Origin of the sequence: Streptomyces sp. NPDC090025 (assembly GCF_044748125.1) — a bacterium.
Lineage (GTDB): Bacteria > Actinomycetota > Actinomycetes > Streptomycetales > Streptomycetaceae > Streptomyces.
In genome coordinates, this window is sequence record NZ_JBIVFL010000004.1 from 256,484 (window position 1) to 270,444 (window position 13,961).

The window sequence follows — 13,961 nt, forward strand, 5'->3', positions numbered from 1 at the left end:
CCCCCGGGGGGGGGCGGGGGGGGGGCGGGGGGGGGGCGGGGGGGGGGGGCGGGGGGGGGGGCCCCCCCCCCCCCCCGGGGGGGGGGTGGGGGGGCCCCCCCCCCCCCCCCGCCTCCTTTTGTCGTCTCCCGCTACGCCGCCACGTAGAACGGCTCCCCCGGCGGCGTCGCCGACGCCGGCAGCAGGGCCAGGTCCAGGCCGCGGACCAGGCGGGCCCGCAGGGTCTCGTCGGCGGCGAGAGCCTCGGCCACCCGCTGGGCGGCCGCCGCCGGGGCGGCGTCCTCCGCGAGGACCAGGACCAGGGTGCCGTCGGCCTCGCCGGGGCCCAGGTGGGCCCGGAGCACCGCGGGCTCGGCGGCGACGGCGGCGCGGACCGCGTCCCGTACCGCCGGGTCGTCCAGCGGATCGGTGCTGCTGCGGCCCTCCGCGAGGGCCAGCAGCGCGGACCCGGTCACCTGGTAGGGCACCGGTCCGGCCAGGTCGAGGACCAGGGTGTCGGCCTTCTCGTGGGCGAGCGCGGCGAGCGCCTGGTGCAGCGGTACGGCCACCGGCCGGGCGGCCGGGTCCCATCGGGCGAGCGCGGCGGTCGAGGTGAACGCGGGCAGCGCCCGCCGGTCGCCCGCGGTGAGCGTGGGCACCGCCATGTCGCTGGTCTTCTCCTGCTTGAGCCCGGTCACCGGGTCGGTCTCGACCTCGCCGAGGACGGCCACCACGGGCACGAGCAGCCGGGCGTCGGCGAGCGCCGCCAGGACCGGCCCGTGGGCGGTTCTGTCCTCCGCCCAGGCCGCGAGGGCCGCGGCGAGCCGCGGGTCGGCGGTGCCGTCGTCGTCGGAGAAACCGGGATCGGGGATGTTCTTGAGGGCCACGCCCCGAGCCTAACGGCCGGGGACAAACCGGTCGGACCAGGGTGCGGTCGTCCCTCGGAACAGCGGGCCGCTACCGGAACTTACGGCGGCCGCCCCGCCACAGCGCCACCGACGCCGCCAGGAAGAGCAGTCCCGCGCCGCCCGCGAGCGGGGCGAGCAGGCCGACGGGGTGGGACTCCTCGGCGGCGGGGGTGGGTCCCGGACCGAAGTAGCGGGCCGGGTAGCCCGCGACCGCCGCCTTCGGGTCGGCGCCCGTCAGCTTGCCGCCCGCCTCGATCGCGGCGGCCGGGTCGACCGTGCCGTACCCCTTGTCGTCGCTGCGGCCGCCCTTGGGGCGGGATCGCGCGGTGTCCACCAGGAGGTCCTTGACCTGGGCCGGGGTGAGCTGGGGGTGGGCGGAGGTGACCAGCGCGACGGCGCCGGAGACGAAGGCGGCGGCGGCGCTGGTGCCCCAGCCCTCGTAGTAGCGGCGGTCCGGGTCGGCGATCACGATGTCGACGCCCGGCGCGGAGACGGTGGCGTACCAGCGGCTGGTGGAGAACGAGGCATGGGTGCCGAAGCGGTCGACGGCGGCGACCGCGATCACGCCCGGGTAGGCGGCCGGGTAGGAGATGTGGTCGCCCTTCTCGCCGCCGTTCCCGGCGGAGGCGACCACGGAGACGCCCTTGGCGAGGGCGTACTGCACGGCGGCGTCCTCGCCCTTGTCGGGGTGGGCGGACTCGGAGTCGTCGCCGAGCGAGAGGTTGATGACGTCGGCGCCGTGGTCGACGGCCCACCGGATGCCCTCGGCGAGCGCGGTGCCGCGGGTCTTGCGGGCCTTGTCGCGGGCCTTGTCGGTGCCTTCGAGGATGACCCGGACCGGCAGGATCCGGACCTTGGGGGCGATGCCCATGACGCCGTCCTGGCCGCCGGGCCCGTGGCCGTGCCCGGCGATGATCCCGGCCATCGCGGTGCCGTGCCGGGCCCAGGCGCGGTCGCCGCGGCCCGCGCCGAAGCCGACCAGGTCGGTGCCGGTGAGCACGGAGCCCGCCAGGTCGGGGTGGCCGGCGTCGACGCCGGTGTCGAGCACGGCGACGGTGATGCCCTCGCCCTTGGTGGTCTGCCAGGCCCGGCTGGTGTGCAGGGCGTCGAGGCCCCACTGGCGGGCCCGGATGGTGTCGGCGTAGGCGGGCGTGGTGGCCGCCGGGAGCACGGCGAAGGCGGCGGCGAGCAGGGCCGCGGCGGTGCGGCGGGGATGCTTCACCGCTGGTCCTCCTCGACGGCGGCGACGACGGTACGGCGCAGGGCGCGCTCCAGGGCGTCGGCGACGCCCTTCGCCTCGTGGCCGAGTCCGGCCTGGGCGACGGCGGTGGTCCGCTTGGGGGTCATCGCGCGGTCGGCGGGCTCGGGTTCGGCGACCGGGCGGCCGTCGGCGAAGCCGGACACGGAGGTGACGACGACGGGCAGGTCGGGCAGCACGTGCCGGTACCAGCTGGCGCGCTGCGCGGCCCCGAAACCGGCGGCGACGGTCCCGGCGGCGGCGAGCGCGGGCGCGGGTTCGTCGGCGGCGCGGGAGCCGAGGGTGCGCATGGTCTCGGGGTCGGCCTGGGTGAACACCAGGGCGACGGTGACCAGATGGGAGGCGGTGGCGTCGGTGTAGGTGGCGCGCAGCACCCGGTCGCAGCCGGTGGTGGTGAGGGCGGTGTGAAGGGCCCGGGGCAGCACGGCGGGGGTGCAGGGCGCGTCGGCGGCGACCACGATCCGGGTCCAGGTGCGGTCGGCGCCGCCGGGGCCCGCGGCGGGGCCCGCGAGGGTGCGCGGGAAGAGGGTGTCGACGGGCGCGTCGTGCCAGAGGCCGCGGGCCGCCGCGTAGCCGGGCGGCTCGGCGGGTTCCCCGGCGCCGCCGCCCGCGAGCAGGGCGCCGGTGAGCGCGCCGCCGACGAGTCCGAGCGCGAGGACGGCGCAGGCGGCCGCGGCGACGACCCGGCCGGTGCTCCGCTCGCGGACCGGGCGCAGCCGGGTGGTCTGCTCGGCGGGCGTCTCGGGCGGGGTGGGGCGGGTCCAGGTGTCGTGCCGGTACGGGGCGGGGGCCTGGCCCGGCGTCGGCGCGGGGGCGGTGGCGGGGCCCGCACCGGGGGCGCCGGGGGCACCGGGGGCGGTGAGGGGGCCGTCGGCCCGTACGTCACGGATGGCGCGCAGCCGGGTGGTCCGCTCGGCGGGCGTCTCGGGCACGGGCACCCGGACCGGCGGGCGGGCGGGCCGCTCGGGCGGCAGCGGTCCCGCGGTGGGGCGGGGCGGCACGGGGGGCCGGGCGGGGACGGGGGGCCGGGCAGAGGCGGGCGGTGCGGCGGGCCCGGCTGCCGGTGCCGGTGCGGCGGGCGCGGGCCCGGTTGCCGGTGCCGGTGCGGTGGGTGCCGGGGTGGATGCGGGCGCCGCTGCGGATGCGGCGGGTGCCGGTGCGGCCGTGGTGGCGGCCCGCTCGCCCTCGTCCGGCAGCAGGACCTCGGTGATCCGGGACACCCGGGGACGCTGCGGCTCGCTGCTCATCCCCGTCCCCCACCTCGTCCTGCCCGGCAACAATGCGGGCCACTCTACGGGCTGTTCCCGAGGGTGCGGGAACGCAGGGGCTACCCACGCGTAAACCTGTCTGGCAAGCTCGGGCCATGACTCCCCGTGCCGCCGACCGTGCCCGGTACGACCGGGCCACCGCCCATCTCGACGCGCCTGTCGCGATCGTCGATCTGGATGCCTTCGACGCCAATGCCGACGATCTGGTCCGCCGGGCGGGCGGGAAGCCGATCCGGGTCGCGAGCAAGTCGGTGCGGTGCCGTGCGCTGCTCGAGCGGGTGCTCGCCCGCGAGGGTTTCGCGGGCATCATGTCGTTCACCCTGGCGGAGTCGTTGTGGCTGGCCAGGGCCGGGTTCGAGGATGTGCTGCTGGCCTATCCGTCGGCCGACCGGGCCGGGTTCGCGGAGCTCGCGGCGGACCCGAAGCTGGCGGCCGCGGTGACCGTGATGGTCGACGACGTGGCCCAGCTTGATCTGATCGAGGCTTCGCGGGCGGGCGGCACCGAGGAGGTGCGGGTCTGTCTGGAGCTGGACACCGCGCTGCGGCTGCTGGGCGGCCGGATCCGGGTGGGGGCGCTGCGTTCGCCGCTGCACGAGCCCGCGCAGCTGGCGGAGCTGGCCCGCTCGGTCGCGCGGCGGCCGGGATTCCGGCTGGTGGGTCTGATGGGGTACGAGGGGCATGTGGCGGGGGTCGGCGACGCGCTCGCCGGGCGGCCGTTGCGCTCCCGGGCGATCCGGCTGATGCAGGCGACGGCCCGCAAGGAGCTGGCGGTCCGCCGGGCGGCGGCGGTGCGGGCGGTGCGCGCGGTGGCGCCGGAGCTGGAGTTCGTGAACGGCGGCGGCACCGGCAGTGTGCAGCACACGGCGGCCGAGGACGCGGTGACCGAGATCGCGGCGGGCTCGGGGCTCTATGTGCCGCGGCTCTTCGACAACTACACGTCGTTCACGGCCCGTCCGGCGGCGCTGTTCGCGCAGCCGGTGGTGCGGCGCCCGGGGGTGGGCGTGGTGACGGTGCTCGGCGGCGGCTACCCGGCGTCGGGCGCGGCGGGCGCGGACCGGTCCCCGGTCCCGTACCTGCCGGAAGGACTGCGCTACGACCCGCAGGAGGGCGCGGGCGAGGTGCAGACGCCGCTGATCGGTTCGCCCGCGGACGATCTGCGGATCGGCGACAAGGTGTGGTTCCGGCACGCCAAGGCGGGCGAGCTGTGCGAGCGGTTCGACACGCTCCACCTGGTGGCGGGCGACCGGGTGACGGCCTCCGTCCCGACGTACCGGGGCGAAGGCCGCACCTTCCTCTAGCCGCTCGTACGGCCGCTCGTACGGGGAGCCGGGCTGCCTACAGCGGGGTGACGTAGGCGCCCGCGATGCCGCCGTCGACCAGGAAGTCGCTGGCGTTGACGAACGAGGAGTCGTCGCTGGCGAGGAACGCGACGGCGGCGGCGATCTCCTGGGGTTCGGCGAACCGGCCGACCGGGATGTGCACCAGGCGGCGGGCGGCGCGCTCGGGGTCCTTGGCGAACAGTTCCTGGAGCAGCGGGGTGTTCACCGGGCCCGGGCAGAGCGCGTTGACCCGGATGCCCTCGCGGGCGAACTGCACGCCCAGCTCGCGGGACATGGCGAGCACGCCGCCCTTGGAGGCGGTGTAGGAGATCTGGCTGGTGGCCGCGCCCATGATCGCGACGAAGGACGCGGTGTTGATGATGGAGCCCTTGCCCTGGCGGCGCATGTACGGCAGGGCGGCCTTGCAGCAGAGGTAGACCGAGGTGAGGTTGACGTCCTGGACGCGCTTCCACGCCTCCAGGCCGGTCTCCAGGATAGAGTCGTCGTCGGGCGGCGAGATGCCCGCGTTGTTGAAGGCGATGTCGACGGAGCCGTAGGTGTCGTACGCGACCCGGTAGAGGTTCTCGACCTGCTCCGGGTCGGTGACGTCGACCTGGACGAAGGTGCCGCCGACCTCCTCGGCGGCGGCCTTCCCGGCCCGCTCGTCGATGTCGCCGCAGACGACGTGGGCGCCTTCGGAGGCGAGGCGGCGGGCGGTGGCGAGGCCGATGCCGCTGCCGGCGCCGGTGATGACGGCGGTGCGGCCGACGAGACGGCGGCAGACGATCTCCTCGGTGGTCCCGGTGCTCTCGGTGGTCTCGGTGGTCCCGGTGGTCTCGGTGGTCATGCGGTGCGGTCCTCCGTGCTGATGAAGACGTTCTTGGTCTCGGTGAAGGCGGTGAGGGCGTCGGGGCCGAGTTCCCGGCCGAGGCCGGACTGGCCGTAGCCGCCGAAGGGGGTCCAGTAGCGGACGCTGGAGTGGGAGTTGACGGACAGGTTCCCGGCCCGGACGGCGCGCGCGGTGCGCAGCGCGCGGCCGATGTCGCGGGTCCACAGGGAGCCGGAGAGGCCGTACGGGGTGGCGTTGGCGAGCCGTACGGCGTCGGCCTCGTCCTCGAAGGGCAGCACCACGGCGACGGGTCCGAAGATCTCCTCGACGGCGCAGGGCGCCTCTTCGGGGACGCCGGTGAGCAGGGTCGGCGGGTACCAGAAGCCGGGGCCTTCGGGGGCTTTGCCGCGGACGGCGGTGAGGTCGTCGGTGACGTAGGAGCGGACCCGGTCGAGCTGGGCGCGGGAGATCAGCGGGCCCATCTGGGTGCGCTCGTCGAGGGGGTCGCCGACGACGATCTCCTGGACGGCGGGGGCGAGCAGCGCGAGGAAGCGGTCGTGGACGGAGCGCTGGACGAGGATCCGGGTGCGGGCGCAGCAGTCCTGGCCGCTGTTGTCGAGGAAGGCCATGGGGGCGGCGGCCGCGGCGGCTTCCAGGTCGGCGTCGGCGAAGACGATGTTGGGGCTCTTGCCGCCGAGTTCGAGGGTGACCCGCTTCACCTGGTCGGCGGCGCCCGCCATGATCTGCTTGCCGACCCGGGTGGAGCCGGTGAAGACGATCTTGGCGACGCCGGGGTGGGCGACGAGGGCGGCTCCGGCGACCGGTCCGGTGCCGGGCAGCACCTGGAAGAGGTGCTCGGGGAGTCCGGCTTCCAGGGCGAGTTCGGCGAGCCGGAGCGCGGTGAGCGGGGTGGTCTCGGCGGGCTTGAGGACGACGGCGTTGCCCGCGGCGAGGGCGGGTGCGGTGGCCCAGGCGGCGATCGGCATGGGGAAGTTCCAGGGCGCGATGACGCCGATCACGCCGAGGGGTTCGAGGATCGTGAGGTCGAGGCCGCCGGGGACCGGGATCTGCCGGCCGTTCAGCCGCTCGACGCCGCCGGCCGCGTAGTCGAGCAGGTCGCGGACGTTCCCGGCCTCCCAGCGGGCGTTGCCGAGGGTGTGCCCGGCCTCGCGGACCTCCAGGAGGGCGAGTTCTTCGAGGTGGGCGTCGACGACGGTGGCGAAGCGGCGCAGCAGCCGGGCCCGGTCGGCGGGGGCGGCGGCGGCCCAGCCGCGCTGGGCGTCGGTGGCGCGGCGGACGGCGGCGTCGATGTCGGCCGGGGTGGCGGCGGGGACGCGGGCGACGAGCTCCTCGGTGGCCGGGTTGAGGACGTCGAGGAGCTCGGTGCCCTCAGGTGCGGGGTGGTCGTGCGGTGCGTACGGCAACTCTTCTCTTCCTCACATGCGTTCGAAGGAGCGGCGCAGTTCCCAGTCGGTGACGGCGGCGTCGTAGGCGTCGAGTTCGACGCGGGCCATGTTGCGGTAGTGGGCGACGACCTCGGCGCCGAAGGCGGCCTTGGCGATCTCGCTGTTCTCCCAGAGCTCGGCGGCCTCGCGCAGGGTGGTGGGGACGTGCTCGTAGTCGCCGGTGTAGGCGTTGCCGGTGCAGGCGGGCGGGAGTTCGAGGCGCTGCTCGACGCCGTGCAGTCCGGCGGCGACGAGGGCGGCGACGGCGAGGTAGGGGTTCACGTCGCCGCCGGGGACGCGGTTCTCGAAGCGGGTGGAGCGGCCGTGGCCGACGATCCGCAGCGCGCAGGTGCGGTTGTCGTGGCCCCAGGCCACGGCGGTGGGGGCGAAGGAGCCGGGCTGGAAGCGCTTGTACGAGTTGATGTTGGGGGCGAGCAGCAGCGAGAAGTCGCGGAGCGCGGCGAGCTGTCCGGCGAGGAAGTGGCGCATGATCTCGGACATGCCGTCGGGGCCTTCACCGGCCATCACGTTGACGCCGTCGGCGTTCTGCAACGAGAGGTGGATGTGGCAGGAGTTGCCCTCGCGCTCGTTGTACTTGGCCATGAAGGTGAGCGAACAGCCTTCCTGGGCCGCGATCTCCTTGGCGCCGGTCTTGTAGACGGCGTGGTGGTCGCAGGTGACCAGGGCCTCGTCGTACTTGAAGGCGATCTCGTGCTGGCCGGGGTTGCACTCGCCCTTGGCGGACTCGACGGTGAGTCCGGCGCCCGCCATGTCGTTGCGGATGCGGCGCAGCAGCGGTTCGATCCGGCCGGTGCCGAGCACCGAGTAGTCGATGTTGTACTGGTTGGCCGGGGTGAGGCCGCGGTAGTTGGCGTCCCACGCCTGCTCGTAGGTGTCCTTGAAGACGATGAACTCCAGCTCGGTGCCGACGTGGGCGGTGTAGCCGAGGGCGGCGAGCCGGTCGAGCTGGTGGCGCAGGATCTGCCGGGGCGCGGCGACGACGGGTCCGCCGTCGTTCCAGGCGAGGTCGGCGAGGAGCAGGGCGGTGCCCTCGTGCCAGGGGATCCTGCGGAGGGTGGCGAGGTCGGGGCGCATCGCGAAGTCGCCGTAGCCGCGGTCCCAGGAGGACATCTCGTAGCCGTCGACGGTGTTCATCTCGGTGTCGACGGCCAGAAGATAGTTGCAGCCCTCGGTGCCGTGCCGCAGGACCTCGTCGAGGAAGAACGGTGCGGCGAACCGCTTGCCCTGGAGCCGGCCCTGCATGTCGGGGAAGGCCAGGACGACGGTGTCGATCTCGCCGCTCGTGACGAGCGCGCGCAGGGCGTCGACGTCGAGCGGGGGTGTGCGGTCTGCCACGGGATTACTCCTCCTTGGGCCTGCCGGGAGCCATAAGGTATTGCTCAGAACCATTGCTTGGGAAGGGGAAACGGCGACGTGGCCAGTACGAGTGAATCGGCGGACCGGCTGACGCCCGTGCTGCGGCCGGTGCGGGCGGGGAACGGTTTCGAGGAGGCCCTGGAGCAGATCCTCCAGGTGGTCAGGCTCGGTCTGGTGCCGGGCGGCGAGCGGCTGCCCGCGGAACGGGAGCTGGCCGACCGGATGGGCATCAGCCGGGTGACGCTGCGCGAGGTCCTGAAGGTGCTCCAGGAGCAGGGTCTGGTGGAGAGCAGACGCGGCCGCTACGGCGGGACGTTCGTGCTCGACCGGCCGCGGACGGCGGACGAGGCGGAGCTGCGGCGCCGGATCGCGGCCGTCGACATGGAGGACACGCTGCGCTTCCGGGAGGTCCTGGAGGTGGGCGCGGCGGGGCTGTGCGCGGCGCACGGCCTGCCCGAGGCGGGCGCCGAGCGGCTGCGGGCGGCGCTCGCGGCGACCCACGACGCGCCGCTCGGCGACTACCGGCGACAGGACACCCTGCTGCACCTGACGCTGGCCGAGCTGTCCGGTTCGCCGACGCTGACCGCGCAGTACGCGGCGGTCCGGGCGACCGTGAACGACCTGCTCGACTGCATCCCGCTGCTGGTGCGCAACCTGGAGCACTCGCAGCACCAGCACACCGCGCTGGTGGAGGCGGTCCTGGACGGGGACGCGGACGCGGCGCGCGAGGTGATGCGGGAGCACTGCGCGGGCACGGCGGCGCTGCTGCGCGGATTCCTGACCTGAGCGGGCGGGCGGCGGGACCGGAACGGACGGCGCCGGAGCGGACGGGAACGGAGCGGACGGGAACGGGAACGGACCGGAACGGACCGGTCGGCGTAACCCGAAAGTAACGCACGGGACTTGCGCAGCCTCCCCCATCGCCGCAAAGGTATGCCTCCAATCCATTGGGCCCGCAAGGGGAGCTGAGCGCTGCCATGACGCTGGAAGACACCTCAGGCACCACAGGACCGACCACCCCGCCCGACGACTACCTGGCACGGCGCACCCTGCGCCGGGGCAGCGCGGGCTGGCTGCTGCTGACCGGGCTCGGCGTCGCGTACGTCGTCTCCGGCGACTTCTCCGGCTGGAACATCGGCCTCTCCAAGGGCGGCTTCGGCGGACTCGCCGTCGCGACCGTCCTGATGGGCGCGATGTACGCCTGTCTGGTCTTCTCGCTCGCCGAGCTCTCCGCCATCCTGCCCACGGCGGGCGGCGGTTACGGCTTCGCGCGCCGGGCGCTCGGCACCTGGGGCGGATTCCTCACCGGCACCGCGATCCTCATCGAGTACGTGCTGGCGCCCGCCGCCATCTCCATCTTCATCGGCGACTACGTGGAGTCGCTCGGCCTGTTCGGCCTGGAATCGGGCTGGCCGGTCTACCTCGTGTGCTTCGCGCTGTTCATCGGCATCCATCTGTGGGGCGTCGGCGAGGCGCTGCGCTTCAGCCTGATCGTGACCGCCGTCGCGGTGGCCGCGCTGCTGGTCTTCGCGCTCGGCGCGCTCAGCGACTTCCATGTGGACGGCCTGAACGACATCCCGGTCGACCACTCGGCCACCGGGTCGAACTCCTGGCTGCCGTTCGGACTCCTCGGCATCTGGGCGGCGTTCCCGTTCGGCATGTGGTTCTTCCTGGGCGTCGAGGGCGTGCCGCTGGCCGCCGAGGAGGCGAAGGACCCGGTCAGGTCGATGCCCAGGGCGCTCGCCCTGTCGATGGGGATCCTGATCCTGCTCGCCGTGATCACCTTCCTGACCGCGACCGGCGCCCGCGGCTCGGCCGCGATCCAGGAGGCCGGCAACCCGCTGGTCGTCGCGCTCCAGGGCGACGGCGAACCGACCACGCTCAGCCGCTTCGTCAACTACGCGGGCCTCGCGGGCCTGGTGGCGTCCTTCTTCTCGCTCATCTACGCGGGCTCGCGCCAGCTGTTCGCGCTGTCCCGGGCGGGCTATCTGCCCCGCTTCCTGTCCCTCACCAGCCGCCGCAAGTCGCCCTACCTGGGCCTGGTGATCCCGGGCGCGATCGGCTTCGCGCTCGCCGCCGGCACCGGCGACGGCGCCCGGATGCTGAACATCGCGGTGTTCGGCGCGACCATCTCGTACGCCCTGATGGCGCTGTCCCACATCGTGCTGCGCCGCCGCGAACCCGGCCTGGAGCGCCCGTACCGCACCCCCGGCGGGGTGCTGACCTCCTCGGTGGCGTTCGTGCTCGCGCTGTCGGCCCTGGTGGCGACCTTCCTGGTGGACCAGGAGGCGGCGCTGATCGCACTCGGGGTGTACGTGATCGCGCTGGCCTACTTCGCGTTCTACAGTCGCCACCACCTGGTGGCGAAGGCGCCCGAGGAGGAGTTCGCCGCGCTCGCCGCGGCGGAGGCCGAACTCGAACGCTGACCGCCCCACCACCACCGGAGGAACCCCCGTGCCCAAGCCGCTCATCGGCGTGACGACCTACCTGGACCAGGCCCGCTGGGGCGTGTGGGACCTGCCCGCCACACTGCTCCCGGCCGCCTATCCGCGACTGATCCAGGAGAGCGGCGGCCTGACCGCGATGCTGCCGCCGGACGAGCCGGCGGCGGCGGCCGAGACGGTGGCCAGGATCGACGCGCTGGTGGTGGCCGGGGGCGCGGACGTGGAGCCGGTACGGTACGGGGCCGAGCCCGACCCCCGTACCGGCCCGCCCGCGCGGGCCCGCGACTCCTGGGAACTGGCCCTGATCGACGCGGCGCTCGCCGCCGGGATCCCGCTGCTGGGCATCTGCCGGGGGATGCAGCTCCTGAACGTGGCCCTGGGCGGCACCCTGGTCCAGCACCTGGACGGCCACACGGAGGCGGTCGGCGTGATGGGCCGCCACCCGGTCTCCCCGGTCCCCGGCACCCGCTACGCCGAGCTGGTCCCCGAACCGACGTCGGTGCCGACCTACCACCACCAGTGCGTCGACATGCTCGGCAAGGACCTGGTGGCCTCGGCGCACGCGACGGACGGCACGGTCGAGGCGGTGGAGCTGCCGGGCGGGTGGGTGCTCGGCGTCCAGTGGCACCCGGAGATGGGCGAGGACCTCCGCGTGACCCGGGCCCTTGTCGAGGCGGCCCGCGGCTGACGGGCTCACGCTTGCCTATTGGTCATTCAGCCAATAAAGTCGGCGGCATGGACCCGACCCTCCCCCGCAAGCGCGTGCGCAAGTCCCCCGAGGCCCGCCGGGCGGAGATCGTCGAGGCGGCGGCGGGTGTGGCGCTCACCGAGGGCCTGGAGTGCGTCACACTGCGGCGCATCGCGGACGAGCTCGGGGTGCGCCCGGGGCTGATCGGTCACTACTTCCCGTCGGCGGAGAACCTGGTGGCGGAGGCGTTCGGCACGGCGGCGACCGGCGAGCTGGACGCCCTGCTCCCGGCGGACCGGCCGGACGGCACGCCGACCCAGTACCTGGCCCGGTACTTCGCGCTGTCGCGCGGTGAGGCGTACGACGACATCAGCCGCCTCTGGATCAACGCCCGCCATCTCAGCCGCTACCGCCCGGCCCTGCGGGACCGGGTCGGCGAGCAGGAGCGGGCGTCCGACGAGCGCCTGGTGGGGGTGATCCGGGACGGCGTGGCGAGCGGCGAGTTCCGCACCGAGGATCCGCGGGTGACGGCGATCCAGATCCTGGTGGTCCTGGACGGCCTCGGCGTGCACGCGAACACGGACCGCACCGGCCGCCCGGAGGCGATCCTGCGGATGGCCCTGACGACGGCCGAGCGCGAACTCGCCCTCCCCCACGGCGCCCTCACCGAGGCGGCGGAATCCCTGCCGCCCGCCCTCGCCCCACCAGCCCCCTGACCCGCCAGGTCCCCCCTCGCCTCCCCTTCGAACCCTCCACCGCAAGCCCCCACGATCTCTGCCTCTCAAGATCCCTCTCAAGGTCTCCCTCAGGTCTCTGGAGCAACTGTGCAGCCCGTCCTCGCCCTCACCTCGGCCCGCCTCCTCGACCCGGCCTCCGGCGGCTTCCTTCCCGAGACGGCGCTGGCGGTCGCGCCCGACGGACGGATCGCGGCGCTCGGCGACGACCGGGAGATCCGCAGCCTCGCGGGCCCGGCGACCGAGGTGATCGACCTCAAGGGGGCGGTGGTGACCCCGGGCCTGGTGGACGGCCATCTGCACCCCGTCTCCGGCGCGGAGCTCACCGGCGGGCTCGACCTGTCGCTCTGCGCGGACCTCACCGACGTCCGCGCCGCCCTCGCCGCCGCCGTCCGCGAACTGGACCGTGGCGACTGGCTGTTCGCCTGGGGCCTCGACCCCAACACCTTCGGCGGCGAGCCCCTCGGCATCGCCCCCTTCGACGAGGTCCTCGCCGACGTCCCGGCGTTCCTCCTCCTCTTCGACGCCCACTCGGCGCTCGCCAGCCGCCGCGCCCTCGAACTGGCCGGAATCGACGGGCCGCGCACCTTCGACCAGGCATCGGCCGACGTGGTCTGCGACGCGGCCGGCCGGCCCACCGGACTGCTCCTGGAGGACGCGGCCTGCGCCCTGGTGGAGCGGGTCGCGCCGCAGCCGACGAAGGCCGAGCGGCGCGACCGGCTGGCCGCCGCCCTCCGCTCGATGGCGGCGGCCGGCCTGACCGGCGGCCACGTCATGGACGCCAACGGCGAGTCCCTCGACCTCCTCGCCGCACTCGACGCGTCCGGCGACCTCCCGCTGCGCCTCCGGGTGGCGCCCTGGTGCCAGCCGGGCACCGACGCCGACGGCCTGCGCGCGCTCATCGACCAGCAGGGCGAGGGCGGCGCGCGCTGGCGGGTGGACGGCGTGAAGCTGTTCATGGACGGCACCATCGACAACGGCACGGCATGGCTGGAACGCCCCGACTGCCACGGCGAGTCGACCCACGCGTTCTGGCCGGATCCCGACGCCTACACCCGGGTGATCGCCGAACTGCATCGCGCGGGCGTGCCCACCGCGACCCACGCGATCGGCGACGCCGCCGTCCGCCACGCGCTCGACGCGATCGAGAAGGCGGGCAGCGGGGTGCGCCACCGGATCGAGCACATCGAGACGGTCCCGGACGACACCCTCGGCCGCTTCGCCGAACTGGGCGTCGTCGCCTCGATGCAGCCCACCCACTGCTGCGACTTCACCCGCGCCGACCACACCGACAACTGGTCCCGCCGCCTCGGCGAGGAGCGCGCCGCCCGCGCCTGGCGCTGCCGCGACCTGTGGGACTCCGGCGCGACGGTGGTCCTCGGCTCGGACTGGCCCATCGCGCCGTTCCCGCCGCTCTGGGTGATGGCGGGTGCCCGCCACCGCCGCCCCACCCGCGACCTCAGCCAGCCCCCGCACGCCCCCGAGCAGGCCCTCACCGCCCTGGAGGCGCTGCGCGGCATGACCGTCAACCCGGCGTATGCGGCGTCCGCCGCCGACCAGGGCCACCTGTCCCCCGGGGCCCGCGCCGACCTCACGGTCCTCGCCGCCGACCCCCTGACCACCCCGGCCACGGACCTCCCGGACGTCCCCGTCCTCCTCACCACGGTCGACGGCAGCATCACCCACCGCGCGGAAACGGTCTGAGCGGACCC

The 13,961-nt window shown here is 74.7% G+C and carries 12 protein-coding genes; 6 read left to right on the plus strand and 6 right to left on the minus strand.

Features of this window, described 5'->3' with window-relative positions:
- Positions 1 to 131: 131 nt before the first annotated feature.
- The 3 genes from ACIPXM_RS13750 to ACIPXM_RS13760 all read right to left on the minus strand — a co-directional run bounded on the left by ACIPXM_RS13750 (position 132) and on the right by ACIPXM_RS13760 (position 3,392).
- Positions 132 to 866, minus strand: a complete 735-nt coding sequence (locus tag ACIPXM_RS13750; RefSeq protein ID WP_401655040.1) for an SseB family protein — start codon at positions 864 to 866, stop codon at positions 132 to 134.
- Between the two features lie 70 nt (positions 867 to 936).
- The gene (gene mycP / locus ACIPXM_RS13755; RefSeq protein ID WP_401655041.1) at positions 937 to 2,109 is read right to left on the minus strand and encodes a type VII secretion-associated serine protease mycosin; all 1,173 of its coding nucleotides are present in this window, start codon (positions 2,107 to 2,109) and stop codon (positions 937 to 939) included.
- Positions 2,106 to 3,392 carry a hypothetical protein gene (locus tag ACIPXM_RS13760; protein WP_401655042.1) on the minus strand — a complete coding sequence of 429 codons (1,287 nt, stop codon included), beginning with the start codon at positions 3,390 to 3,392 and terminating at the stop codon, positions 2,106 to 2,108. The genes mycP and ACIPXM_RS13760 overlap by 4 nt, the downstream gene beginning before the upstream one ends.
- A gap of 116 nt (positions 3,393 to 3,508) precedes the next feature.
- Between ACIPXM_RS13760 and ACIPXM_RS13765 the strand changes: the two genes are divergently transcribed.
- A complete protein-coding gene (locus tag ACIPXM_RS13765; protein ID WP_401655043.1) occupies positions 3,509 to 4,711 on the plus strand; it encodes an amino acid deaminase/aldolase in 1,203 nt (400 codons plus the stop codon).
- A gap of 37 nt (positions 4,712 to 4,748) precedes the next feature.
- Here the strand turns inward: ACIPXM_RS13765 and ACIPXM_RS13770 are convergent, their stop codons facing one another.
- The 3 genes from ACIPXM_RS13770 to ACIPXM_RS13780 are packed head-to-tail and all read right to left on the minus strand — an operon-like array spanning position 4,749 to position 8,362.
- Positions 4,749 to 5,579, minus strand: a complete 831-nt coding sequence (locus ACIPXM_RS13770; RefSeq protein ID WP_401655044.1) for a 3-oxoacyl-ACP reductase — start codon at positions 5,577 to 5,579, stop codon at positions 4,749 to 4,751.
- Complete coding sequence (locus ACIPXM_RS13775) at positions 5,576 to 6,985, minus strand: aldehyde dehydrogenase family protein (protein ID WP_401655045.1); 1,410 nt, start codon at positions 6,983 to 6,985, stop codon at positions 5,576 to 5,578. The genes ACIPXM_RS13770 and ACIPXM_RS13775 overlap by 4 nt, the downstream gene beginning before the upstream one ends.
- 12 nt (positions 6,986 to 6,997) lie before the next feature.
- A complete protein-coding gene (locus ACIPXM_RS13780) occupies positions 6,998 to 8,362 on the minus strand; it encodes a glutamine synthetase family protein (RefSeq protein ID WP_401655046.1) in 1,365 nt (454 codons plus the stop codon).
- Positions 8,363 to 8,440: 78 nt separating this feature from the next.
- On the opposite strand from ACIPXM_RS13780, the gene ACIPXM_RS13785 reads away from it, so the two are divergent.
- The 5 genes from ACIPXM_RS13785 to ACIPXM_RS13805 all read left to right on the plus strand — a co-directional run bounded on the left by ACIPXM_RS13785 (position 8,441) and on the right by ACIPXM_RS13805 (position 13,953).
- Positions 8,441 to 9,169, plus strand: coding sequence for a FadR/GntR family transcriptional regulator (locus ACIPXM_RS13785; protein ID WP_401655047.1), 729 nt, complete (start codon positions 8,441 to 8,443; stop codon positions 9,167 to 9,169).
- Between the two features lie 191 nt (positions 9,170 to 9,360).
- The gene (eat, locus tag ACIPXM_RS13790) at positions 9,361 to 10,809 is read left to right on the plus strand and encodes an ethanolamine permease (RefSeq protein WP_401655048.1); all 1,449 of its coding nucleotides are present in this window, start codon (positions 9,361 to 9,363) and stop codon (positions 10,807 to 10,809) included.
- 28 nt (positions 10,810 to 10,837) lie between these two features.
- On the plus strand, positions 10,838 to 11,515 hold the full coding sequence (locus ACIPXM_RS13795; protein ID WP_401655049.1) for a gamma-glutamyl-gamma-aminobutyrate hydrolase family protein: 678 nt from the start codon (positions 10,838 to 10,840) through the stop codon (positions 11,513 to 11,515).
- Positions 11,516 to 11,562: 47 nt separating this feature from the next.
- On the plus strand, positions 11,563 to 12,231 hold the full coding sequence (locus ACIPXM_RS13800) for a TetR/AcrR family transcriptional regulator (RefSeq protein WP_401655051.1): 669 nt from the start codon (positions 11,563 to 11,565) through the stop codon (positions 12,229 to 12,231).
- 108 nt (positions 12,232 to 12,339) lie between these two features.
- Positions 12,340 to 13,953 (plus strand): amidohydrolase, encoded by a 1,614-nt coding sequence (locus ACIPXM_RS13805; protein WP_401655052.1) that lies wholly within the window; start codon positions 12,340 to 12,342, stop codon positions 13,951 to 13,953.
- Positions 13,954 to 13,961 lie beyond the last annotated feature (8 nt).